Here is an 18,381-nt window from a genome sequence, read left to right on the forward strand (position 1 = left end):
GGCGCCGACCCGCGGCCCTTTTCGCGCTCTCCCCGTGCGGTCGCCCGACCCGCCCGGGACCTGCCAAGATCGCCGGTTGGTCCGGTCCCGCCGCGCAGGCGAAGTTGACCATGTAAACAGGACACGAAAGCTACGCACCGCTCTTGCGAAGCACCCTGGGGCGTCTGCGAGTATGTCCCAATGCCCCAGCAGCAGTCCCCTCTTGCGTTCTTCGATAACGCGAACTCACAGCCCGATTTCACCGTTGGCCTGCGTGGTTACAACACCAACCAGGTCGACGACTTCATCGGCCGGCTGACCGCCGCCCTGAGCCAGTCCGAGCAGGCCCGCGCCGAGGCCGAGCAGCGGATGAACGACGCGCAGCGCCGGCTGCGCCAGGCCGAGCAGCGCCAGGGCGCGCTCGAGCAGAAGCTCACCGAGACCAACAAGCAGCTCGAGGAGAACAGCCGGCCGACCCTCTCCGGCCTGGGCACCCGAGTCGAGCAGATCCTCCGGCTGGCCGAGGAGCAGGCCAACGACCACCGCAACGAGGCCAAGCGCGAGTCGGAGGGCATCCTCTCCGCCGCCCGCCTCGAGGCGCGGGAGATCACCGACAAGGCGCGCGCCGAGGCGGCCGCCATGAAGGCCAGCGCCGAGCGCGAGGCCGGCAGCGTCCGCACCGCCGCCGAGCGGGAGGCCGCCGAGGTCCGGGTGCAGGCCCGCCGCGAGGCCGACACCCTGCGCGCCGACGCCGACCGGGAGACCAAGCAGCTGCGCACGGTCACCGCCCACGAGGTGGCCGAGCTGAAGTCGACGGTCGAGCGCGAGGTCGCCACCCTGCGCGCCACCGCCGAGCGGGAGATCACCCAGCAGCGGGCGAAGGCCGCCCGCGAGGCCGAGGAGAAGCGGGCCGAGGCCACCAAGCTGCTCACCGACGCGCGGGACAAGCGCGACAAGGACCTCCAGGCCCTGGAGCTCCAGCTCGCCGAGCGGCGCGAGAAGGCCGAGCGCGAGGAGTCCGAGCGGCACGCCGCCCAGGTCGCGCAGACCCAGAAGCTGGTCAGCGAGGCCGAGCAGCGCGCCCGTGCCGCCCAGGAGCGGGCCAAGGAGATCGAGCAGCGGGCCGAGGCCCGCCGGGTCGAGTCCGAGCGCACCGCCACCGACACCGTGGAGAAGGCCAAGGCGCTGGCCGACAAGACGGTGTCCGAGGCGAGGGCCGAGGCGCAGCGACTGCTCAGCGAGGCCCGCACCGAGGCCGAGCTGACCACCCAGGCGGCCCGCCGCGAGGTCGAGGACCTCACCCGGCAGAAGGACGCGGTCACCTCGCAGCTCGGGCAGATGCTCTCCGGTCTCGCCGGCATCGTGCCGGGCGTGCCGGCGGCGGGCGCCAACAAGCCGGAGGCGCCGAAGGCCGACGCCGCCGACAAGAAGGTCACGGCCGAGTCGGCCAGCTGAACAACCACCCGCAGACGGGGCATGAGCCGCGGCGCGGGGTGACACCGGGTGACCGGTGCCGCCCCGCGCCGTCACGCTTTCCCGCCCGTTTCACCAGTTCAGTGAAGTGCACCTCCGAACAGGGGCGTCCGTATCGCCCCAGCAGGGCCGGATGCGTGTGAGGATGGGGGCATGTCGCACGGCGAGGAACTGTTCGCCCTCGGCGGGGACGTGACCACGGAGCCCAGCTTCGAGTCCGCTCTGCGGGGGTACGACAAACGACAGGTCGACCGCTACGTCGCTCGTGCGGAGCACGAGATCTCCGCGCTGACGACCGAGCGGGAACAGGCGTACACCCAGATCCACAAGCTGGCCGGCCAGGTCGAGGTGCTGCAACGCGACCTCGCCCAGGTGCGCAAGCAGGTGGGCGTGGTCGACCGCGCCTCGTTCCGGCACCTCGGTCCCCGGGTCGAGCAGATCCTCACCATGGCCGAGGAGCAGGCCGACGACATCCTGGCCGCCGCCAACGAGGAGATCGAGGCCCGGCGGGCGGCCGCCGAGCACATCATCGAGGAGGCCCGGGAGCAGGCGGCCCAGGCCCTCAAGGACTTCGAGATCGCCCTCGCCGCCCGACGCGCCGAGGAGGAGCGGCACACCGCCGCCCGCAAGGCCGAGGCGGAATCCACCCTCAAGGCCGCCCAGGCCGAGGCCGAGAAGCTGCGGAAGACCGCCCAGGACGCGCTGGCCAAAGCCCAGCAGGAGGCCACCCAGCTCCGGGACACCGCCAAGGAGATCCACGCCCGCGCCCAGCAGGAGTCGACCCGGCTGCGCGAGGCGGCCAAGGAGGCGCAGGCCCTGGCCCAGCAGGAGGCCACCCAACTCCGCGAGGCGGCTAAGGAGGTGCACGCCAAGGCCCAGCAGGAGGCCAAGCGGCTCACCGAATCCGCCGCCGAGGCCGGCCGGGCCACCCACGCCAAGGCGCTCGCCGAGGCCAAGAAGATCGTCGACGACGCGGAGGAGGCCGCGAAGGCCACCCGCGGCCGGGCCCGGACCGAGGCCAACCGGCTCACCACCGAGGCCACCGAGGCCGGCAAGCGCAACCGCGCCGAGGTCGAGGCGTACGTGCAGCGGATGCGGAGCGAGACCGAGGCGTACGTCCAGCAGGCCCGCGCCCAGACCCAGCAGGAGCTGGGCGCCTGGCGGGCCGGCGTGGAGAAGGAGGTCAAGGCCCGGCAGGAGACGGCGAACAAGGAGCTGGCCCAGCGCCGCGCCACCGCCGAGCAGGAGTTCGCCAAGCGCCGCGACGAGCTGGACAAGCAGCACACCAAGCGGCAGGACGAGCTGGAGAAGGCGTACACCGCCCGACGCACGGAGATCGAGCAGGGCGCGGCGGAACTCCGGCAGGCGGCCGAGCAGGACGCGCTCACCATGCGCCAGCGGGCCGAGGAGGAGGCCGCCGAGCTGCTCCGCCGGGCCGAGGCGGACGCCGCCGGCAAGCGCCGCAAGGCCGACGAGCACGTGGCTGCCTCGCGCCGGCAGTTCGAGGAGTACGCGGCCACCACCCAGCAGCACCTGGCCACCACCCAGCAGCACCTCGCCGCCACCCAGCAGGAGGTGGCCGCCGGCCGGCAGCAGCTCGCCCAGGTGATGCTGGAGATCGCCAACGCCCAGCAGGAACTGGCCGACCTGCGCACGGAGACCTGGAAGTCCCGGCAGGAGTCCGACGACCTTGAGCGCCGGCTCGCCGAGCTGCGCACGGAGGCCGGGCCGGCCGGCCTCGCCGCCACACCCGTGGACCCGGCCGAGCTGGCCACCGCGGCCGGCCGCGACGCGAACGGCACGCCGGCGGACGACCGGACCCCGGTGCCCGCCACCGCCAGAGGCACCGCGACGGTCTCCCCCAACGGCGGCGCCCCCGCGGAGGCCGGGGAGCCGGCGGCGGACGGTGCGAAGGCCCGCCCGATCGCCGAGCCCGTGACCACCGTGGACGGCTCCGACGCCAGCGCCGGGGTGGACGGCGAGCCGACCGTGGCCGCCGTGCCCGGCGAAGGCGGCCGGGGCGCCACCCCCACGAAGATCACCAGCACCGGTGAGAACGGCAAGCGCCCGACCAAGCCGACCACCGACGAGCGCAGCGCCAAGCCGAGCACCGTCACCGTCGACAAGGACTGACGCGGACACCAGCCCTCCCGGTCAGCGCCACCTCGCCCGCCGGCGGATGGTCGGGGCGGGCGTCGACCGCTAACCTGCGGGCAAGGGCCGCGCCGTCGAGGACCCGTCCGGCGCTCACGGTCCGCCGCAGGGGCGCTCCGCCGGGCCGGAGCGGGAGCCGGGGAGGCACGGGTGTCGCAGGAGGGATCCGCCGGCCCGGACGACGACCGACTCGACGCCGTGGGCCCCGAACCCGAACCCACCGGCAATCCACAGCCTGCCGGCAACCCCGGACCGGCCCGCAGCGGAGAACCCGTGGGCCGGAAAGGACTGGCCGGCAAGCCCGCGCCGGCCGAGGTCGGGGTGGAAACCGAGCCGACCGAGTTCGAGCCGAGCGGGCGCTTCGGTGTGCCGGGCCGGCCGCTGCGGCGCAGCAGCTTCCTGATCGGCTTCAACGGGGCGCTCGGCGTGCTGCTGGCGTACGCGGTGTTCCTGGGCATACGGAACTCGACCGGCATCCTGGTGCTGGTGGTGATCGCGCTCTTCCTCGCAGTCGGCCTGCACCCGGCCGTGGTCCGATTGCGCCGCTGGGGGCTGCCGCACGGGCTCGCGGTGGCGGTGGTGACGCTGACCGTGGTGCTGCTGATCGTCGGCGGGCTGCTGGCCCTGGTGCCGCCGGTGGTGACCCAGTCCGGGCAGTTCATCGAGCACCTGCCCGGCTACGTCGACGAGCTGCGCCGCAACCCGACCGTCAACGACTTCGTCGAGCGCTACGACGTGATGCGGCGCGTCCAGTCGGCGGCGAACGCGGACACCATCGGCCGGGCCCTCGGCGGCGTGCTGGGCGGGGCGCAGCTCATCTTCGGCACCATCTTCCGGGCGCTGACCGTGCTGGTGCTGACCATCTACTTCCTGGCCTACTTCAACAAGCTGCGCGACCTCGGGTACGCGCTGGTGCCCCGGTCCCGCCGGGAGCGGGTCCGCCTGATCGGCGACGAGATCCTGGCCCGGGTCGGCGCGTACATGGTCGGCGCCCTGGCCATCGCGGTGCTGGCCGGGGCGAGCACGTTCGTGTTCGCCCTGGTGGTCGGGCTGCCGTACCCCTTCGCGCTGGCCGTGGTGGTCGCGGTGACCGACCTGATCCCCCAGATCGGGGCGACCCTGGGCGCCGTGGTGGTGACCCTGGTCGGCTTCGCCACCGACCTGCCGGTCGGCGTCGCCTGCCTGGTCTTCTTCCTGATCTACCAGCAGGTGGAGAACTACCTGATCTACCCGAAGATCATGCGCCGGGCGGTCTCGGTCAACGAGGTGGCGGCGCTGCTCGCGGCCCTGCTCGGGGTGTCGCTGCTGGGCGTGGTCGGCGCGCTGATCGCCATCCCCACGGTGGCCGCGCTCCAACTCATCCTGCGCGAGGTGGTGCTGCCCCGGCAGGAGTCCCGCTGACCGTCAGCCGGCGCGGCGCTGCGCCGGGCCGGGCACCGGGGTGTCGGCGAACGAGGCCACGGTCCGGTCGGCGTACGCGCTGACGTCGCCGGTCTCCATCGGGCCGTCCCAGGTGGTCGGCAGCGGGACCGCCACGGCGGGGTTGACCCGGCTGACGATCTCGTTGAGCACGGTCTCGGCGTCGCCGACCCAGAGGTGCTTGGCGCCGGGCACCCCGACCACCTCGGCCTGCGGCACGGCGGCGAAGCGCTGCCGGGCCTCCTCGGGACGCAGGTAGTCGTCGAACTCGGGGACCAGTGCGGTGACCGGCCGGCCGGACTCGGCCCAGACGGTCAGGTCCGCGGGCGCGGAGAAGCGCAGCGGCGGGGAGAGCAGGATGGCACCGGCCACGGCCGGGTCGCAGCCGTACTTCAGCGCCAGGTCGGTGCCGAACGACCAGCCGACCAGCCAGATGTTCGGCAGCTCGTGGAACTCGGCGTACTCGACGGCGGCGGCCACGTCGAAGCGCTCGCCGACCGCGTTGTCGAAGGCGCCCCCGCTGGTGCCGCGGACGCTGCTGGTGCCCCGGGTGTTGAACCGGAGCACGGCCAGGTCGGCCAGCGCGGGCAGCCGCCAGGCCGCCTTGCGGAGCACATGGCTGTCCATCATCCCGCCGTGGGTGGGCAGCGGGTGCAGGCAGACCAGGGTGGCGACGGGCTCCCGGTCCAGCGGCCGGGCCAGCTCGCCGACCAGCGTCAGCCCGTCGGCGGTGTGCAGTTCGATGTCCTCCCGGCGGCCGGGCAGGATCGACGAGGCACGGATCGGTGTGCTCACCGCCCCAGTCTCCCGCGCCGCCGTCCGCGCCGCCCGCCGGGGCGGAAACAGGGTGATCCAGATCGCTCAGCCGTGCCGGGGGGCGCCCCGACCGCGCTGGAGGTTCGGTCCGCGCCGATCCCGGGCCCGCCAGCAACCGCTGTGCCAGTGCCGGCGGTCGGTCAGGTCACCGCGGTCGTCGGCCGGCCAGGCCACCACGTGCGCCACCCCGGGGCGGATCTCCTGGTCGCAGCCGGGACAGCGGTACGTCTTCACCGACGCCCCGCCGGTGATCCCGCGCACCTGCCAGTCGCCGTCGCGCCACTGCTGGACCGTCGGCACGCCCTGGCGCGCCCGCTCGGCGTCGAGGTGGGCGGTCTCGTCCCGGCGGGGACGGTTGCGACGGGGGCTCACGGTCACCAAGCGTACGGTCCGCCGGCCGGACCGACCCAGGTCGGGCGGGTCCGGCCGGCGAGGCCCGGTCAGGGCCAGGTCTCAAGGCGGGTCGGGTCCTCCGCCAGCCGCGCCCCGGCCAGCAGCGTGCCCGCGTCCGCCTCGGTGAAGCCCTCGCCCGACGCATCGAAGGTGGCCCTCAGCTCCACCTTGGGGACGCCGACCAGGTCGATGGTCCAGCCGTTCGGCGGCACGTACGCCGGCCGGCCGCCGAACGTCCGGTTGGACTTGGCGTTCGTACCGGCCTGCACCGCGTACCGGTACCAGACCGCCATGTGCTGCTCCCGGTCCCCCCGCACGCCGAGCTGCGCGGTGACCAGTCCCGGGTACGAGGAGAGGTCGACCCGGCAGGAGTCGACCGTGGCATCGGCCGGCAGCGCGTCGAGCCGCACCGGCGCGGCGCACCGGCGAGCCTCGTCCCAGCGGAGCGCCTCGAGGCCGCGGGTGAGCGCGAGCGGGTCCCCACCCGTGATGCTCGCCCGGGCGAAGAGGCCCGCCGCTGGGCGGAACCACGTCAGGTACCCGCTCAGACCGCCGCCCAAGGCCACCCGCTGGATTCCGCCGTCGAAGGCGGGCCTCGGCAGGTCGACCGGGAACCCCTCGATCCCCGCGCCACCGAGGGCCGCCTCGGAGCGGGCCACCTCCACCGTGATCCGCCGCCCGGCCGGGGTCTCGACCCGAATCGACTCGACCTGGTTGTCGCTGACTCCCCAGCCCAGGTACCGGGCCTGCGCCGGGTCGACGCCGAAGTGCAGCACCCGCGGGTCGGTGCCGACCCGGGCCGGGTCGGCGACCGCCCCGGGTACCCCGTCGGCTCGGGGCGGCACCGGCGGCGCCACGCTCGCCGGCGTCGCCGCCGTCCAGGGCAGCCGGCCGGTCAGCCGGCCGAGGTCGGTGCCGGTCACGCCGGTGAAGCCGACCACGCCCACCAGGGCGAGCGCCGTGCCGGCGGCGACCCGGCGGCGCAGCTGCCGGCGCCGGCCGAGGGCGCGGGACGCCCGCAGCAGGCGATGCGTGTCGGTCTCCCCCTCGGCGCGCTCCCGCAGCACCGAGGCGATCCGCTGGTCGAGGTCGGTCACGGCCGGCTCCCCTTGGTCGTCGGGACGCCGCAGCGCTCCCGGAGGTGGGCGAGCGCCCGCATCGCGTGGGTGCGGACGGTGACCGGCGAGCAGTCGAGGATCTGGGCGATGGTCGCGTCGTCCAGGTCCTCGTAGTAGCGCAGCACCAGCACGGCGCGCTGGCGGTCCGGGAGGGCGCGGATCAGCCGCCACATCTCGTCCCGGTCGGCCGCCTCGCCACCCAGGTCACCGCGCTGGGGCCGCTCGGCGAAGGTGTCCACGGCCAGCTCGCGGCTGGACCGCCGACGCCACCACGACGTGTTCGCGTTGACCAGCATCCGCCGCACGTACACGTCGGGCCGGTCCGCCCGGGCGATCTTCCGCCAGTGCACGTACGCGCGGGCCAGCACGTCCTGGGTCAGGTCCTCGGCGCGGTGCGCGTCCCCGGTCAGCAGCCGGGCCAGGCGCAACAGGGCCGGGCCGCGGCTGCCGACGTACTCCTCGAAGGTCACGCCCTGAAGACGCCGTCACCGGCGCCCGGTGTTGACCCGGATCAGCGCTTGGTGTGGTCGCGGAAACCGCGGCCGCTCTTGCGGCCCAGGTAGCCGGCGGTGACCAGGTGCTCCAGCAGCGGCGCGGGGGCGAAGCCCGGCTCGCGCAGCTCCAGGTAGAGCTCCCGCTGGATGGCCAGCGAGACGTCCAGGCCGACCACGTCGAGCAGCTCGAACGGGCCCATCGGGTAGCCGCAGCCGAGCTTCATGGCGTAGTCGATGTCGTCGGCGGTCGAGTAGCTGGCCTCCAGCATCTTCACCGCGTCGTTCAGGTACGGGAAGAGCAGCGCGTTGACGATGAACCCGGACCGGTCGCCGCAGACCACGCCGGTCTTGCCCAGCTCCGCGCAGACCGCCCGGGCCGTGGCGGCGGTCTCCGCCGAGGTGCGGATGGTCTGCACGATCTCCACCAGCGGCATGATCGGTGCCGGGTTGAAGAAGTGCAGGCCGATCACGTCGGCCGGCCGCTGGGTGGCCATCGCCACGTCGATCACCGGCAGCGACGAGGTGGTGGTGGCCAGCACGACGCCCGGCTTGCAGATCTCATCGAGGCTGGCGAAGAGGGCCTTCTTGACGCTCAGCTCCTCGACCACCGCCTCGACCACCAGGTCGACGTCGGCCAGGTGGTCCAGGGTGGCCGACCAGGTGACCCGACCCAGCGCCGCGTCCCGGTCGTCCTCGCTCAGCTTGCCCCGCACCACGCCCTTGTTCAGCGAGGTCTTGACCGACTCGCACACCGTGGCGGACTTCTCCGCGCCCCGGGTCACCGAGATGACCTCGTAGCCGGCCTTGGCGAAGACCTCGATGATGCCGGTGGCCATGGTCCCGGAGCCGACCACGCCGACCTTGGCGATCGCCCGGGCGCCGTCGGCGAGCGCGGCGCCCGTGCTCACCGGGGTGTGCTCGTCGGGTACGACCACCGGGGAGCCCGGCCGCTCGTAGGTGTAGAAGCCGCGGCCGGACTTCCGGCCGAGCAGGCCGGCGGTGACCATCTGCTTGATCAGCGGCACCGGGGCGTGCCGGCGGTCGCGGCCGCCGCGCCGGTACATGGTGTCCAGGATCTCGTACGCGGTGTCGAGGCCGATCAGGTCCATCAGCGCGAGCGGGCCCATCGGCAGGCCGCAGCCGAGCTTCATGGCGGCGTCGATGTCCTCGCGGGTGGCGTACCGGGACTCGAACATGCCGACCGCGTGGTTCAGGTAGCCGAACAGCAGCGCGTTGGCGATGAACCCGGCGCGGTCGTTGATGGTGACGTCGACCTTGCCGAGCCGCGCGCAGAGCGCCTCCACGTCGGCCACCACGTCGGCGGAGGTGACCACGGTGCGGACCACCTCGACCAGCTTCATCACCGGCGCCGGGTTGAAGAAGTGGATGCCGATGACCTGGTTCGGCCGGGTGGTGGCGACGGAGATCTCGGTGACGCTCAGGGAGGAGGTGTTGGTGGCCAGGATCGCCTCGGGCTTGCAGACCCGGTCCAGCTCGGCGAAGATCCGCTGCTTCAGGTCCAGGTGCTCGGGCACCGCCTCGATGACCAGGTCCACCGAGTGCAGGGCGTCCAGCCCGACCTGCCAGTCGATCCGGGAAAGCAGCGCGTCCCGGTCGGCCTCGGCGAGCTTGCCCTTGGCCACGGCGCGGTCCGTGGAGCCGGTGAGGGTGGCCCGGCCGCGCTCCACGGCGGTCGCGGAGATCTCGACGGCCACCACGTCGATACCGTTGCGGGCGAACACCTCGACGATGCCGGCACCCATGGTGCCCAGACCCACCACACCCACACTGGTGAACTCGCGCGCCACGACCGGCCTCCCCTGGTTGACTCCGCCGTCGCCGACATGAACGGCGGCTAAGGTTATGCGCCGGAGTCTGCCATGTGACGCTGCGTTGTCGAGACGCCGTGGGATATTTCACGCACCGCGTCGGTCAGACCCCGGAGGGCACCTCCGCGAGCGCCAGCAGCTCGGCGACGAACTCGGCCGGCCGCTCCAGGTGCGGGCTGTGCCCGCAGCCGGGCAGCACCACCTCCCGGTACGTCCCACCGGCCGCCGCGTACCGGTCGAGCACCGCCCGCGTCTGGCCGACCATCGGCTGCGGCGGGCAGTCCGCCGCACCGGGCCAGCCCGGCACCACCCCGAGCGACCCCAGGTACGCCAGGTCGAACAGCGAGGTGTCCGAGACGATCACGTCGGCGTCGCCGCGTACCCAGGTGACCGGCGGCTTGGCCGGGACGGCGACCAGCTCGTCGGCGAGCCGGAAGTGGGCGGGCGCCAGCGCGTTGAGCACGCCGCGCTCCCCCGCCGCCAGGCCCGGCCAGTGCGCCGAGGCGACCGCCGTGCCGGGGTAGTTGTCGTCCCCGGTGGCGGTGGTGAGCATGCTCTCCAGCAGCAGTTCCTCGTTCCCACCGAGTGACGCCGGGTCGGCCACGTACGCCGAGCGCAGCACGGCGCGCGGGCTGGTCGGGCCGTCGGCGCCCCGGTCGCGCGCGGCCAGCCGCGTCACGAAGTCGGGGTTCGCGGTGCCCGCGCCGGTGCCGGCGAAGTCGGGCGTGGTGGGGGTGCCGGCGAGGTCCCGGGTCCCACCGAAGCCGTACGGGGAGACCGGTGCCTCCAGCAGCAGCCCGGCCACCCGGTCCGGGTGGTCGACCAGCAGCCGCATCGCCACCCCACCGCCGAGCGAGTGCCCGACCACCACCGGCCGGACGCCGGGGGCGAACAGGCCGGGGGCGTCGAGCAGGGCGGCCACGTCGTCGGCGAAGTCGCCGAGGCCCCGGGTGGCGTCGACCGGGGCGGTGTCGGTGTCGCCGTATCCGCGCAGGTCGGGGGCGACCACCCGGAGCGTCTCCGGCAGCCGGGGCAGCAGGGGCTCCCAGAAGGCGGCGGACGACACGTTGCCGTGCACCAGCAGCACCGGCACGCCGTCCGGCGGGCCGGCCACCCGGACCGCCTGGACGATGCCGTTGGCCCGGACGGTGCGTCGCTCGCTCCTCATCCGCGCATGCTGGCACGGTTGTCCGCGACCCGTCCATGTGGGCGGTCCCCATGCGGGGCCGTCGGCTGGTGTGGCGGAAGTCCGGGTCAGCGGTGCGCGTCGATCGCCAGCGGCAGCGTGCCGCGCGACTCGACCGGCGTCCGAGGCGTGGGCGGGACCGGCAGCGGCAGGGTCGGCCGCTGGTCGCGGCGCGGTCGCCCGAAGCTCATCCCGACCGGGTCGGTCAGGGCCACGCCCGGGTCGAAGAAGCGCAGGTCGGTGCGGCCGAGCCGGATCACGTCGCCGTCGGCGAGCGACACGCTGCCGACGATCCGCTGGTCGTTGAGCCAGGTGCCGTTGGTCGAGCCGAGATCGGTGAGCACCACCCCGTCGGGGGTGGCCTGCACGGTGGCGTGCCGCCGGCTCAGGTGCGGATCGGCGAGCACGATGTGGGCGCTCGGTGCCCGACCGACCAGCTGTGGATCCCGGCCGACCCGGAAGCTCAGCCCTCGCATCGCCCCACCCGACACCGTCAACAGCGGCATCAGTTCCGGATGCTCCTCCATGGACAGTCGACCTCCACCCCACCGTCGCTCCGCGGCGTCAGCCTGCCACCTCACCGTAATCGTTCCCACCACCGCGTGGTCACCCCCGGGACCCCGGCCGGCCATCTCCTGTTCGCCGTTTCGGCGGGCGTCGCCGGTTCAACGGGCGGCACACCCGTCGATCCCGCCGGGCCCGCGACACCTCCGACCTCGGCAGAGAGTACGGGTCACGCGGGGCCTACCGGTGAGTAACGCTCGGGTCTAGACTCCGGCCATGACGGCTGTGCGTGTCCCGGGGACCCCGCTCATCTCCGACGGCCGACTCGTGTCGACCAGTCCGGCGACCGGCGCGGAGGCCGGACGACTTCCCGTGGCGACCGAGGCGGACGTGCGGGCCGCGGTGGAGCGGGCCCGCGCCGCCGCGGACTGGTGGGCCGGGCTCGGCTTCGCCGGCCGGCGCGACCGGCTGCTGCGCTGGCGCGGGGTGCTCGCCCGACGGATGGAGGAGCTGGCCGACCTCGTGCACACCGAGGGCGGCAAACCGGTCGGCGACGCCGTGGTGGAGATCCTCACCGCGCTGGAGCACATCGACTGGGCCGCCCGCAACGCCCGGCGGGTGCTCGGCTCGCGCCGGGTCCGCTCCCGGCTGATCCTCGCCGAGTTCACCGCCCACCTGGAATACCAGCCGTACGGGGTGGTCGGCGTGATCGGTCCGTGGAACTACCCGGTCTTCACCCCGATCGGCTCCGCCGCCTACGCCCTCGCCGCCGGCAACGCGGTGGTGTTCAAGCCGAGCGAGTACACCCCGGCCGTCGGGCAGTGGCTGGTGGACCGGTTCGCCGAGGTGGTGCCGGAACAGCCGGTCCTCCAGGCGGTGCACGGGCTCGGCGACGTCGGCGCGGCGCTGTGCCGCTCGGGGGTGGCGAAGCTGGCCTTCACCGGCTCCACCGCCACCGCCAAGAAGGTCATGGCCGCCTGCGCCGAGACGCTCACCCCGGTCCTGCTGGAGGCGGGCGGCAAGGACGCCATGATCGTGGACGCCGACGCCGACCTGGACGCCGCCGCCGAGGCGTGTGTCTGGGGCGCGCTGACCAACGCCGGGCAGACCTGCATCGGCATCGAGCGCGTCTACGCGGTCGACCAGGTCTTCGACGCCTTCGTCGACAAGGTGGTGACGAAGGCCGGCCGGCTCACCGTCGGCCCCGACGGCGCCGACATCGGGCCGATCACCATGCCGTCCCAGGTCGACGTGATCCGCCGGCACATCGACGACGCGGTGGCCCGCGGCGGTCGGCCGGTGCTCGGCGGCCCCGAGGCGGTCCAGCCGCCGTACGTGCACCCGACCGTGCTCGTGGACGTGCCGGAGGACTCGGCCGCGGTGCGCGAGGAGACCTTCGGGCCGACGCTGACCGTCAACCGGGTCCGCGACGTGGACGAGGCCGTCGAACGGGCCAACGCCCTGTCGTACGGCCTCGGGGGTTCGGTCTTCGGCCGCAAGCGTGCCGTGGCGGTCGCGCGGCGGCTGCGCTCCGGGATGGCCGCGGTCAACTCGACCCTGACCTTCGCCGGCATGTCCACACTGCCGTTCGGCGGGGTCGGCGACTCCGGCTTCGGCCGGATCCACGGCGAGGACGGGCTGCGCGAGTTCGGCCGCGCCAAGTCGATCACCCGCCGCCGGGCCCGCTCGTTGCTGCCGTCGATGACCTTCGAGCGCACCCCCGCCGACGTCGCCCGCCTGGTCAAGGCCGCCAAGCTGATGTACGGCCGGGGCCGCTGACCACCCCGGCCCGCCGGGCTCAGAACAGGGTCAGCTCGTCGCGCTCGATGCCGCGCAGCTTGTCGTAGTCGACCACCACGCACCGGATGCCCCGGTCGGTGGCGAGCACCCGCGCCTGCGGCTTGATCTCCTGCGCGGCGAACACCCCGGCGACCGGGGCGAGCAGCGGGTCACGGTTCATCAGTTCGAGGTAGCGGGTGAGCTGCTCCACGCCGTCGATCTCGCCGCGACGCTTCACCTCGACCGCGACCGCGCGCTGGTTCGCGTCCCGGCAGAGCAGATCGACCGGGCCGATCGCGGTCATGTACTCCCGCCGCACCAGCGTGAAGCCCGCACCGAGGGTCTCCGGATTGGCGGCGAGCAACTCCTGCAGGTGCGCCTCGACACCGTCCTTGCGCAGGCCCGGGTCGACGCCCAGCTCGTACGAGGTGTCCTGGAAGATCTCCTCCAGGGTGATGCGCAACTCCTCGCCGGCCTTGTTGACCACCCGCCACACGCCGGGGGCCTCCTCCAGCCGGCACGGCGGACTCATCCAGTTCAACGGCTTGTACGCCCGGTCGTCGGCGTGGATCGACACCGAGCCGTCCGCCTTCACCATGAGCAACCGGGTGGCCGGCGGCAGATGTGCCGAGAGCCGTCCGACGTAGTCCACCGAGCACTTCGCAATCACCAACCGCACCCGACGAGGGTAGCGGAGCACCCGGCAGTCGCCGACGAGCGCCACTGGCGTACCGGTGCGATATTGAGATCGTGCTCGAAGTCCTCACCGGTTCCGGGCTCGCCGCCTCGGCGGGCCTGAACGCCTACATCCCCCTTCTGCTGATGGGCGTGCTCGCGCGCTACACCGACCTCATGGAGCTGCCGAGCGGCTGGCAGTGGCTGGGCAACGGGTGGGTCCTGCTGATCCTCGCCGTGCTGCTCGCCGTCGAAATGGTGGCCGACAAGGTGCCGGTGGTCGACCACGTCAACGACGTGGTCCAGACGGTGGTCCGGCCGACCGCCGGCGGCCTGGCCTTCGGCGCCGGCTCCAGCTCGGAGACGGTCACGGTCAGCGACCCGGACACCTTCTTCTCCTCGCACCAGTGGGTGCCGGTCATCGTCGGCGTGCTCCTCGCGCTCGGCGTGCACCTGCTCAAGTCGGCGGCCCGCCCGGTCATCAACGCGACCACCGCGGGCTTCGGCGCGCCGGTGGCCAGCACCGCCGAGGACGCGACCAGCGCCGTCATGTCGGTGGTCGCGATCCTGCTGCCGGTGCTGGTGCTGGTGTTCCTGCTCGGGTTCGTGGCGTTCCTCTTCTGGTTCCTGCGTCGCCGTCGTTCACGGCGTCGCGAACGTCAGGCCGCTCGGGCTGCGGGGTTCCGGGTCTGACGCTGGTTGCGCTTGGGGCTGGGGGCGAGGGTGACCGGCTCCGGGCGGTCAGGCTTGATCCCTGCGCCGGTCACCCTCGCCCCCAGCCCGTCGTGGTCCCTCGCCGTCCGTTGCCGTCCGGATACGCCGCTGGCCGGCACCCCGTTGTTGGGGTGCCGGCCAGCGGTTGTTGTTCGGGTCAGCTGTTCCAGTGCTGGTGGGCGATGTCGGTGGCCTGCTGCTCCCACTGGGCGTAGGCGTCCGGGTAGGCCGAGACCTGCACGGTCTGCGCGGCCTCGGTCAGCGGCATGTCCTGCCAACCGTCGACCTGCTTGAGACCCTTCAGGAACGCCAGGGTGGAGTACTCGGGGTTGGTGATCTGCTCCGGCGTGCCCCAACCCGAGGTCGGGCGCTGCTGGAACAAGCCCAGCGAATCGTGATCGTTGGCGTCACCGAGGTGACCCAGGTTCTCCAGCTTCGACTCCTGCAGGCTCGTGGCGATCGAGATGACCGCGGCCCGCTCGGGCAGGCCGGCCTTCTTCGTCGCCGCGATGATCGCCTTGGCGTTCGCGGTCTGCTCGTCGTTCAGGTCAATCTTGGACTGGGCGCCCTGCACACTCACGGCGACCGGCTTGGTGCTGTTCACCGGCTCAGCGTGGGCGGCGACCGGACCGGCGAAGACGCCACCGGTGAAGGCCAGACCAGCAATACCCAGCACGCTCTTACGCAGCATCGTGTTCACGGGGGTAGCTCCATTCGGGGGTTGGCGCACACACGCCGACGGGGGTCGACTCAAGGTGGTGTGCGCAAGCACCGTCAGGCGCTCACAAGGGGAAAGTCTTGGGGGGATCATCCAGCGCGCGGGGCGAAGCCACTTCGCGGCGCCGGGACCATGTGTAACGACCGCCGGCCCACCAACATTCCGGGGGCTGGGCACCCACCTCGGCGGGCGGCCCCAGGTAGCGGGACACCCCGCGGGGGCGGGAGCGGTCCTCGGTCGTTCACCCGTATACAACGACCCCCACCCGCCGGCCATTCCGCCGCCGGGATGCCGCCGGTCACCCCACGAACCGGACACCCCGCCCAAGTCCGGACGGTCGGTGGAACGCCATGGAGGTATCCCGGCCCGGGAGACACACATGCCGTTCCGCTCAGCGGCCGAGGCCGGGCGCGAACCGGACATATGCCTCCGGCCCCCCTGAGCCGCCTTCTGGGGCTGGTCGCCTGCCCGGGACCGGAGCCGGTCGGCCCCGGCCAGCTTGGGACGAGGCTTGATCCAGTGCAGGTCGTCCGGCTGGGCGCTGGGTGAACGATGCGCCGCTCGCCGGGCTGCCGGTATCTGGCGAGGCTGCCACCTCGGCCGAGCTGAAGTCGGACATCCTGGGCACTCGACCGCATGACCCGCAGCCGGATCAAGGGGTGGGAACCCGGACGAACGCCTACGTTCGGGGCAGACGTCCAGAGGAGGGCCGGAGAGATGACCGCGTCATTGGAGATGCCCCGGGTCCAGGAGTGCGCCGTCAGGTCCTGCGCCTACAACCACACCAACGACTGCCACGCGTTCGCCATCACGATCGGCAGCCCCGACCACGCGCACTGCCACACGTTCATCGAGTTGCCGGTGCGCGGCGGCGTCGAGCAGATGATCGCCCAGGTCGGTGCCTGCCAGCGCGCGGACTGCCGGCACAACTCCGACCTGGAATGTCACGCCCCGGCGATCACCGTCGGCCCCGAGATGGACATGGCCGACTGCCAGACCTACGCGAGCCGCTGACCGGGCCGGGCCGGCCGGCAGTGGGCTGACCGAGCCAGAACGGCGGACCATGACCGGCCCAGGAACGGCAGGCCAGACCTGCCTTCACGAACCCGACCGGGCTCAGGACAGGCCGTTGGATTCGCGGATCACGGTGACCAGGTCGTCGATGATGCCGGTCAGCGCGAAGTCCTTCGGGGTGAAGACGCGGGCCACCCCGGCGGCCCGGAGCGCGTCCGCGTCGACCGCCGGGATGATGCCGCCGACCACCACCGGCAGGTCGGCCCGTCCGGCGGCGCGCAGCCCGTCCAGCACGGCCGGCACGGCGGCCAGGTGCGACCCGGAGAGCACCGAGAGGCCGACCAGGTCGACGTCCTCCTCCACGGCGGCCGCCACGATCTGCCCGGCGGTCAGCCGGATGCCCTGGTAGACCACCTCGAAGCCGGCGTCGCGGGCGCGTACCGCGATCTGCTCGGCGCCGTTGGAGTGCCCGTCCAGGCCGGGCTTGCCGACGAGCAGCCGCAGCCGGCCGCTGCCCAGTTCGCGGGCGGTGGCGGCGACCCGCTCGCGGACCGCGCCCAGGCCGGGGTCGCCGCCGGAGACGGCGGCGCCGGACAGGCCGGTGGGCGCCCGGTACTCGCCGAAGACCTGGCGCAGAGCGCCGGCCCACTCGCCGGTGGTCACGCCGGCCCGCACACACTCCAGCGTCGCCGGCATCAGGTTCGTGGTGGTCGCGGCGTCCGCGCGCAGCCGGGCGAGTGCCGCGTCCACGGCCGCCGTGTCCCGGCCGGCCCGCCACTCGCGTACGGCGGTGGTGGCGGCCGCCTCGACGGCGGGGTCGACCTGTTCGATGGCCTCGGCGCCGGCCGCGGTGAGCGGCGACGGCTCAGTCTCGGTGAACCGGTTGACGCCGACCACCACGTCGGTGCCCACCTCCATCCGCCGGCGCCGGTCGGCCAGCGAGGCGACCAGGGCGCTCTTCAGGTAGCCGGTCTCCACGGCGGCCACCACGCCGCCCATCTCCAGCACCTTCTCCAGCTCGACCCGGGCCCCGGCGACGATGTCGTCGACCAGCGCGGTCATCACGTGCGAGCCCTCGAACAGGTCCGGATATTCCAGTAGGTCCGACTCGTACGCCAGCACCTGCTGCATGCGCAGCGACCACTGCTGGTCCCAGGGCCGGGGCAGGCCGAGCGCCTCGTTCCAGGCCGGCAGTTGCACGGCGCGGGCGCGGGCGTCGCGGGACAGGGTGACGCCGAGCATCTCCAGCACGATGCGCTGGATGTTGTTCTCCGGCTGCGCCTCGGTGAGGCCCAGCGAGTTGACCTGGACGCCGTACCGGAAGCGGCGCTGCTTCGGGTTCTCGACGCCGTACCGGTCGCGGGTGATCTCGTCCCAGAGCGCGCCGAACGCGCGCATCTTGGCGATCTCCTCGACGAAGCGCACGCCGGCGTTGACGAAGAAGGAGATCCGTTGGACGACGTCGCCCATCCGCTCGGCGGGCACCTGGCCGGAGTCGCGCACCGCGTCGAGCACGGCGACCGCGGTGGCCAGGGCGAAGCCGACCTCCTGCACCGGCGTCGCGCCGGCCTCCTGGAGGTGGTACGAGCAGATGTTCACCGGGTTCCACTTCGGCATCTCGCGCAGCGTGTACGCGATGACGTCGGCGGTGAGCCGCAGCGACGCCGCCGGCGGGAAGATGTGCGTCCCCCGCGACAGGTACTCCTTGATGATGTCGTTCTGCGTGGTGCCGGCGCAGCGGGCCAGCTCGGCGCCCTGCTCGGCGGCGATCGTGCCGTAGAGGCCGAGCAGCCACATGGCCGGCGCGTTGATGGTCATCGAGGTGTTCATCTCGGCGAGCGGGATGCCCTCGAAGAGGGCCCGCATGTCGCCGAGGTGCGCCACCGGCACACCCACGCGGCCCACCTCGCCGGCGGCCAGCTCGTGGTCCGGGTCGTAGCCCGTCTGGGTGGGCAGGTCGAAGGCGACCGACAGCCCGGTCTGCCCCTTCGCCAGGTTGCGGCGGAAGAGCGCGTTGGTGGCCGTGGCGGAGGAGTGCCCGGCGTAGGTGCGCATCACCCAGGGCCGGTCGCGCTCCGGCAGCCGCCCCGAAGGAGCCTTCTCGTCCATGGCCGGA

Annotated in this window: 16 protein-coding genes; 6 read left to right on the forward strand and 10 right to left on the reverse strand. The window is 73.2% G+C overall.

Translation table 11 applies throughout. The features are described from left to right. Positions 1-180 precede the first annotated feature (180 nt). The 3 genes from ACFYPD_RS00780 (at position 181) to ACFYPD_RS00790 (ending at position 5,007) form a co-directional block, all read left to right on the forward strand. Positions 181-1,434: a DivIVA domain-containing protein gene (locus tag ACFYPD_RS00780; RefSeq protein ID WP_387107294.1), complete on the forward strand. Its 1,254-nt coding sequence runs from the start codon at positions 181-183 to the stop codon at positions 1,432-1,434. A gap of 171 nt (positions 1,435-1,605) precedes the next feature. Further along, positions 1,606-3,585: a hypothetical protein gene (locus tag ACFYPD_RS00785; RefSeq protein WP_387107297.1), complete on the forward strand. Its 1,980-nt coding sequence runs from the start codon at positions 1,606-1,608 to the stop codon at positions 3,583-3,585. Between the two features lie 342 nt (positions 3,586-3,927). After that, the gene (locus ACFYPD_RS00790; protein WP_387109087.1) at positions 3,928-5,007 is read left to right on the forward strand and encodes an AI-2E family transporter; all 1,080 of its coding nucleotides are present in this window, start codon (positions 3,928-3,930) and stop codon (positions 5,005-5,007) included. A 3-nt stretch (positions 5,008-5,010) separates the two neighbouring features. On the opposite strand, the gene ACFYPD_RS00795 is transcribed toward ACFYPD_RS00790, so the two are convergent. From ACFYPD_RS00795 to ACFYPD_RS00825, 7 genes are all read right to left on the reverse strand, one after another. Next, a complete protein-coding gene (locus ACFYPD_RS00795) occupies positions 5,011-5,820 on the reverse strand; it encodes an alpha/beta hydrolase (RefSeq protein WP_387107299.1) in 810 nt (269 codons plus the stop codon). Between the two features lie 66 nt (positions 5,821-5,886). Then, positions 5,887-6,219, reverse strand: coding sequence for a hypothetical protein (locus ACFYPD_RS00800; RefSeq protein ID WP_357941362.1), 333 nt, complete (start codon positions 6,217-6,219; stop codon positions 5,887-5,889). Positions 6,220-6,281: 62 nt separating this feature from the next. Beyond that, entirely contained in the window at positions 6,282-7,331 is a 1,050-nt protein-coding gene (locus ACFYPD_RS00805) for a hypothetical protein (RefSeq protein ID WP_387107301.1), read from the reverse strand. Then, positions 7,328-7,822, reverse strand: a complete 495-nt coding sequence (locus ACFYPD_RS00810; protein ID WP_387107303.1) for a SigE family RNA polymerase sigma factor — start codon at positions 7,820-7,822, stop codon at positions 7,328-7,330. The genes ACFYPD_RS00805 and ACFYPD_RS00810 overlap by 4 nt, the downstream gene beginning before the upstream one ends. 41 nt (positions 7,823-7,863) lie before the next feature. Then, positions 7,864-9,654, reverse strand: coding sequence for a 3-hydroxyacyl-CoA dehydrogenase family protein (locus tag ACFYPD_RS00815; protein WP_387107304.1), 1,791 nt, complete (start codon positions 9,652-9,654; stop codon positions 7,864-7,866). 124 nt (positions 9,655-9,778) lie between these two features. Then, entirely contained in the window at positions 9,779-10,843 is a 1,065-nt protein-coding gene (locus ACFYPD_RS00820) for an alpha/beta fold hydrolase (RefSeq protein WP_387107307.1), read from the reverse strand. Positions 10,844-10,929: 86 nt separating this feature from the next. Continuing rightward, complete coding sequence (locus ACFYPD_RS00825; protein WP_387107309.1) at positions 10,930-11,388, reverse strand: FHA domain-containing protein; 459 nt, start codon at positions 11,386-11,388, stop codon at positions 10,930-10,932. 253 nt (positions 11,389-11,641) lie between these two features. On the opposite strand from ACFYPD_RS00825, the gene ACFYPD_RS00830 reads away from it, so the two are divergent. Continuing rightward, a complete protein-coding gene (locus ACFYPD_RS00830) occupies positions 11,642-13,144 on the forward strand; it encodes an aldehyde dehydrogenase family protein (RefSeq protein WP_387107312.1) in 1,503 nt (500 codons plus the stop codon). A gap of 19 nt (positions 13,145-13,163) precedes the next feature. On the opposite strand, the gene nucS is transcribed toward ACFYPD_RS00830, so the two are convergent. Further along, the gene (gene nucS, locus ACFYPD_RS00835; RefSeq protein ID WP_387107314.1) at positions 13,164-13,823 is read right to left on the reverse strand and encodes an endonuclease NucS; all 660 of its coding nucleotides are present in this window, start codon (positions 13,821-13,823) and stop codon (positions 13,164-13,166) included. 71 nt (positions 13,824-13,894) lie between these two features. Between nucS and ACFYPD_RS00840 the strand changes: the two genes are divergently transcribed. Further along, positions 13,895-14,512, forward strand: coding sequence for a DUF4126 domain-containing protein (locus tag ACFYPD_RS00840; RefSeq protein WP_387107317.1), 618 nt, complete (start codon positions 13,895-13,897; stop codon positions 14,510-14,512). A 178-nt stretch (positions 14,513-14,690) separates the two neighbouring features. On the opposite strand, the gene ACFYPD_RS00845 is transcribed toward ACFYPD_RS00840, so the two are convergent. Continuing rightward, positions 14,691-15,233 carry a hypothetical protein gene (locus ACFYPD_RS00845; protein ID WP_387107319.1) on the reverse strand — a complete coding sequence of 181 codons (543 nt, stop codon included), beginning with the start codon at positions 15,231-15,233 and terminating at the stop codon, positions 14,691-14,693. Positions 15,234-15,968: 735 nt separating this feature from the next. Here ACFYPD_RS00845 and ACFYPD_RS00850 point away from each other — a divergent pair. Continuing rightward, a complete protein-coding gene (locus tag ACFYPD_RS00850; protein ID WP_387107321.1) occupies positions 15,969-16,265 on the forward strand; it encodes a DUF1540 domain-containing protein in 297 nt (98 codons plus the stop codon). 102 nt (positions 16,266-16,367) lie between these two features. Here the strand turns inward: ACFYPD_RS00850 and ACFYPD_RS00855 are convergent, their stop codons facing one another. Further along, positions 16,368-18,374, reverse strand: coding sequence for a protein meaA (locus ACFYPD_RS00855; protein ID WP_387107324.1), 2,007 nt, complete (start codon positions 18,372-18,374; stop codon positions 16,368-16,370). Positions 18,375-18,381 lie beyond the last annotated feature (7 nt).

It is taken from the genome of Micromonospora sp. NPDC005299, from assembly GCF_042872345.1.
Lineage (GTDB): Bacteria > Actinomycetota > Actinomycetes > Mycobacteriales > Micromonosporaceae > Micromonospora.

Excerpts from the sequence above, each read along its gene's own strand:
- ACFYPD_RS00780 (WP_387107294.1), top strand. The coding sequence starts at position 181 with ATGCCCCAGCAGCAGTCCCCTCTTGCGTTCTTCGATAACGCGAACTCA.
- ACFYPD_RS00850 (WP_387107321.1), top strand. The coding sequence starts at position 15,969 with ATGACCGCGTCATTGGAGATGCCCCGGGTCCAGGAGTGCGCCGTCAGG.
- ACFYPD_RS00825 (WP_387107309.1), bottom strand. The coding sequence starts at position 11,388 with ATGGAGGAGCATCCGGAACTGATGCCGCTGTTGACGGTGTCGGGTGGG.
- ACFYPD_RS00785 (WP_387107297.1), top strand. The coding sequence starts at position 1,606 with ATGTCGCACGGCGAGGAACTGTTCGCCCTCGGCGGGGACGTGACCACG.
- ACFYPD_RS00820 (WP_387107307.1), bottom strand. The coding sequence starts at position 10,843 with ATGAGGAGCGAGCGACGCACCGTCCGGGCCAACGGCATCGTCCAGGCG.
- ACFYPD_RS00855 (WP_387107324.1), bottom strand. The coding sequence starts at position 18,374 with ATGGACGAGAAGGCTCCTTCGGGGCGGCTGCCGGAGCGCGACCGGCCC.
- ACFYPD_RS00830 (WP_387107312.1), top strand. The coding sequence starts at position 11,642 with ATGACGGCTGTGCGTGTCCCGGGGACCCCGCTCATCTCCGACGGCCGA.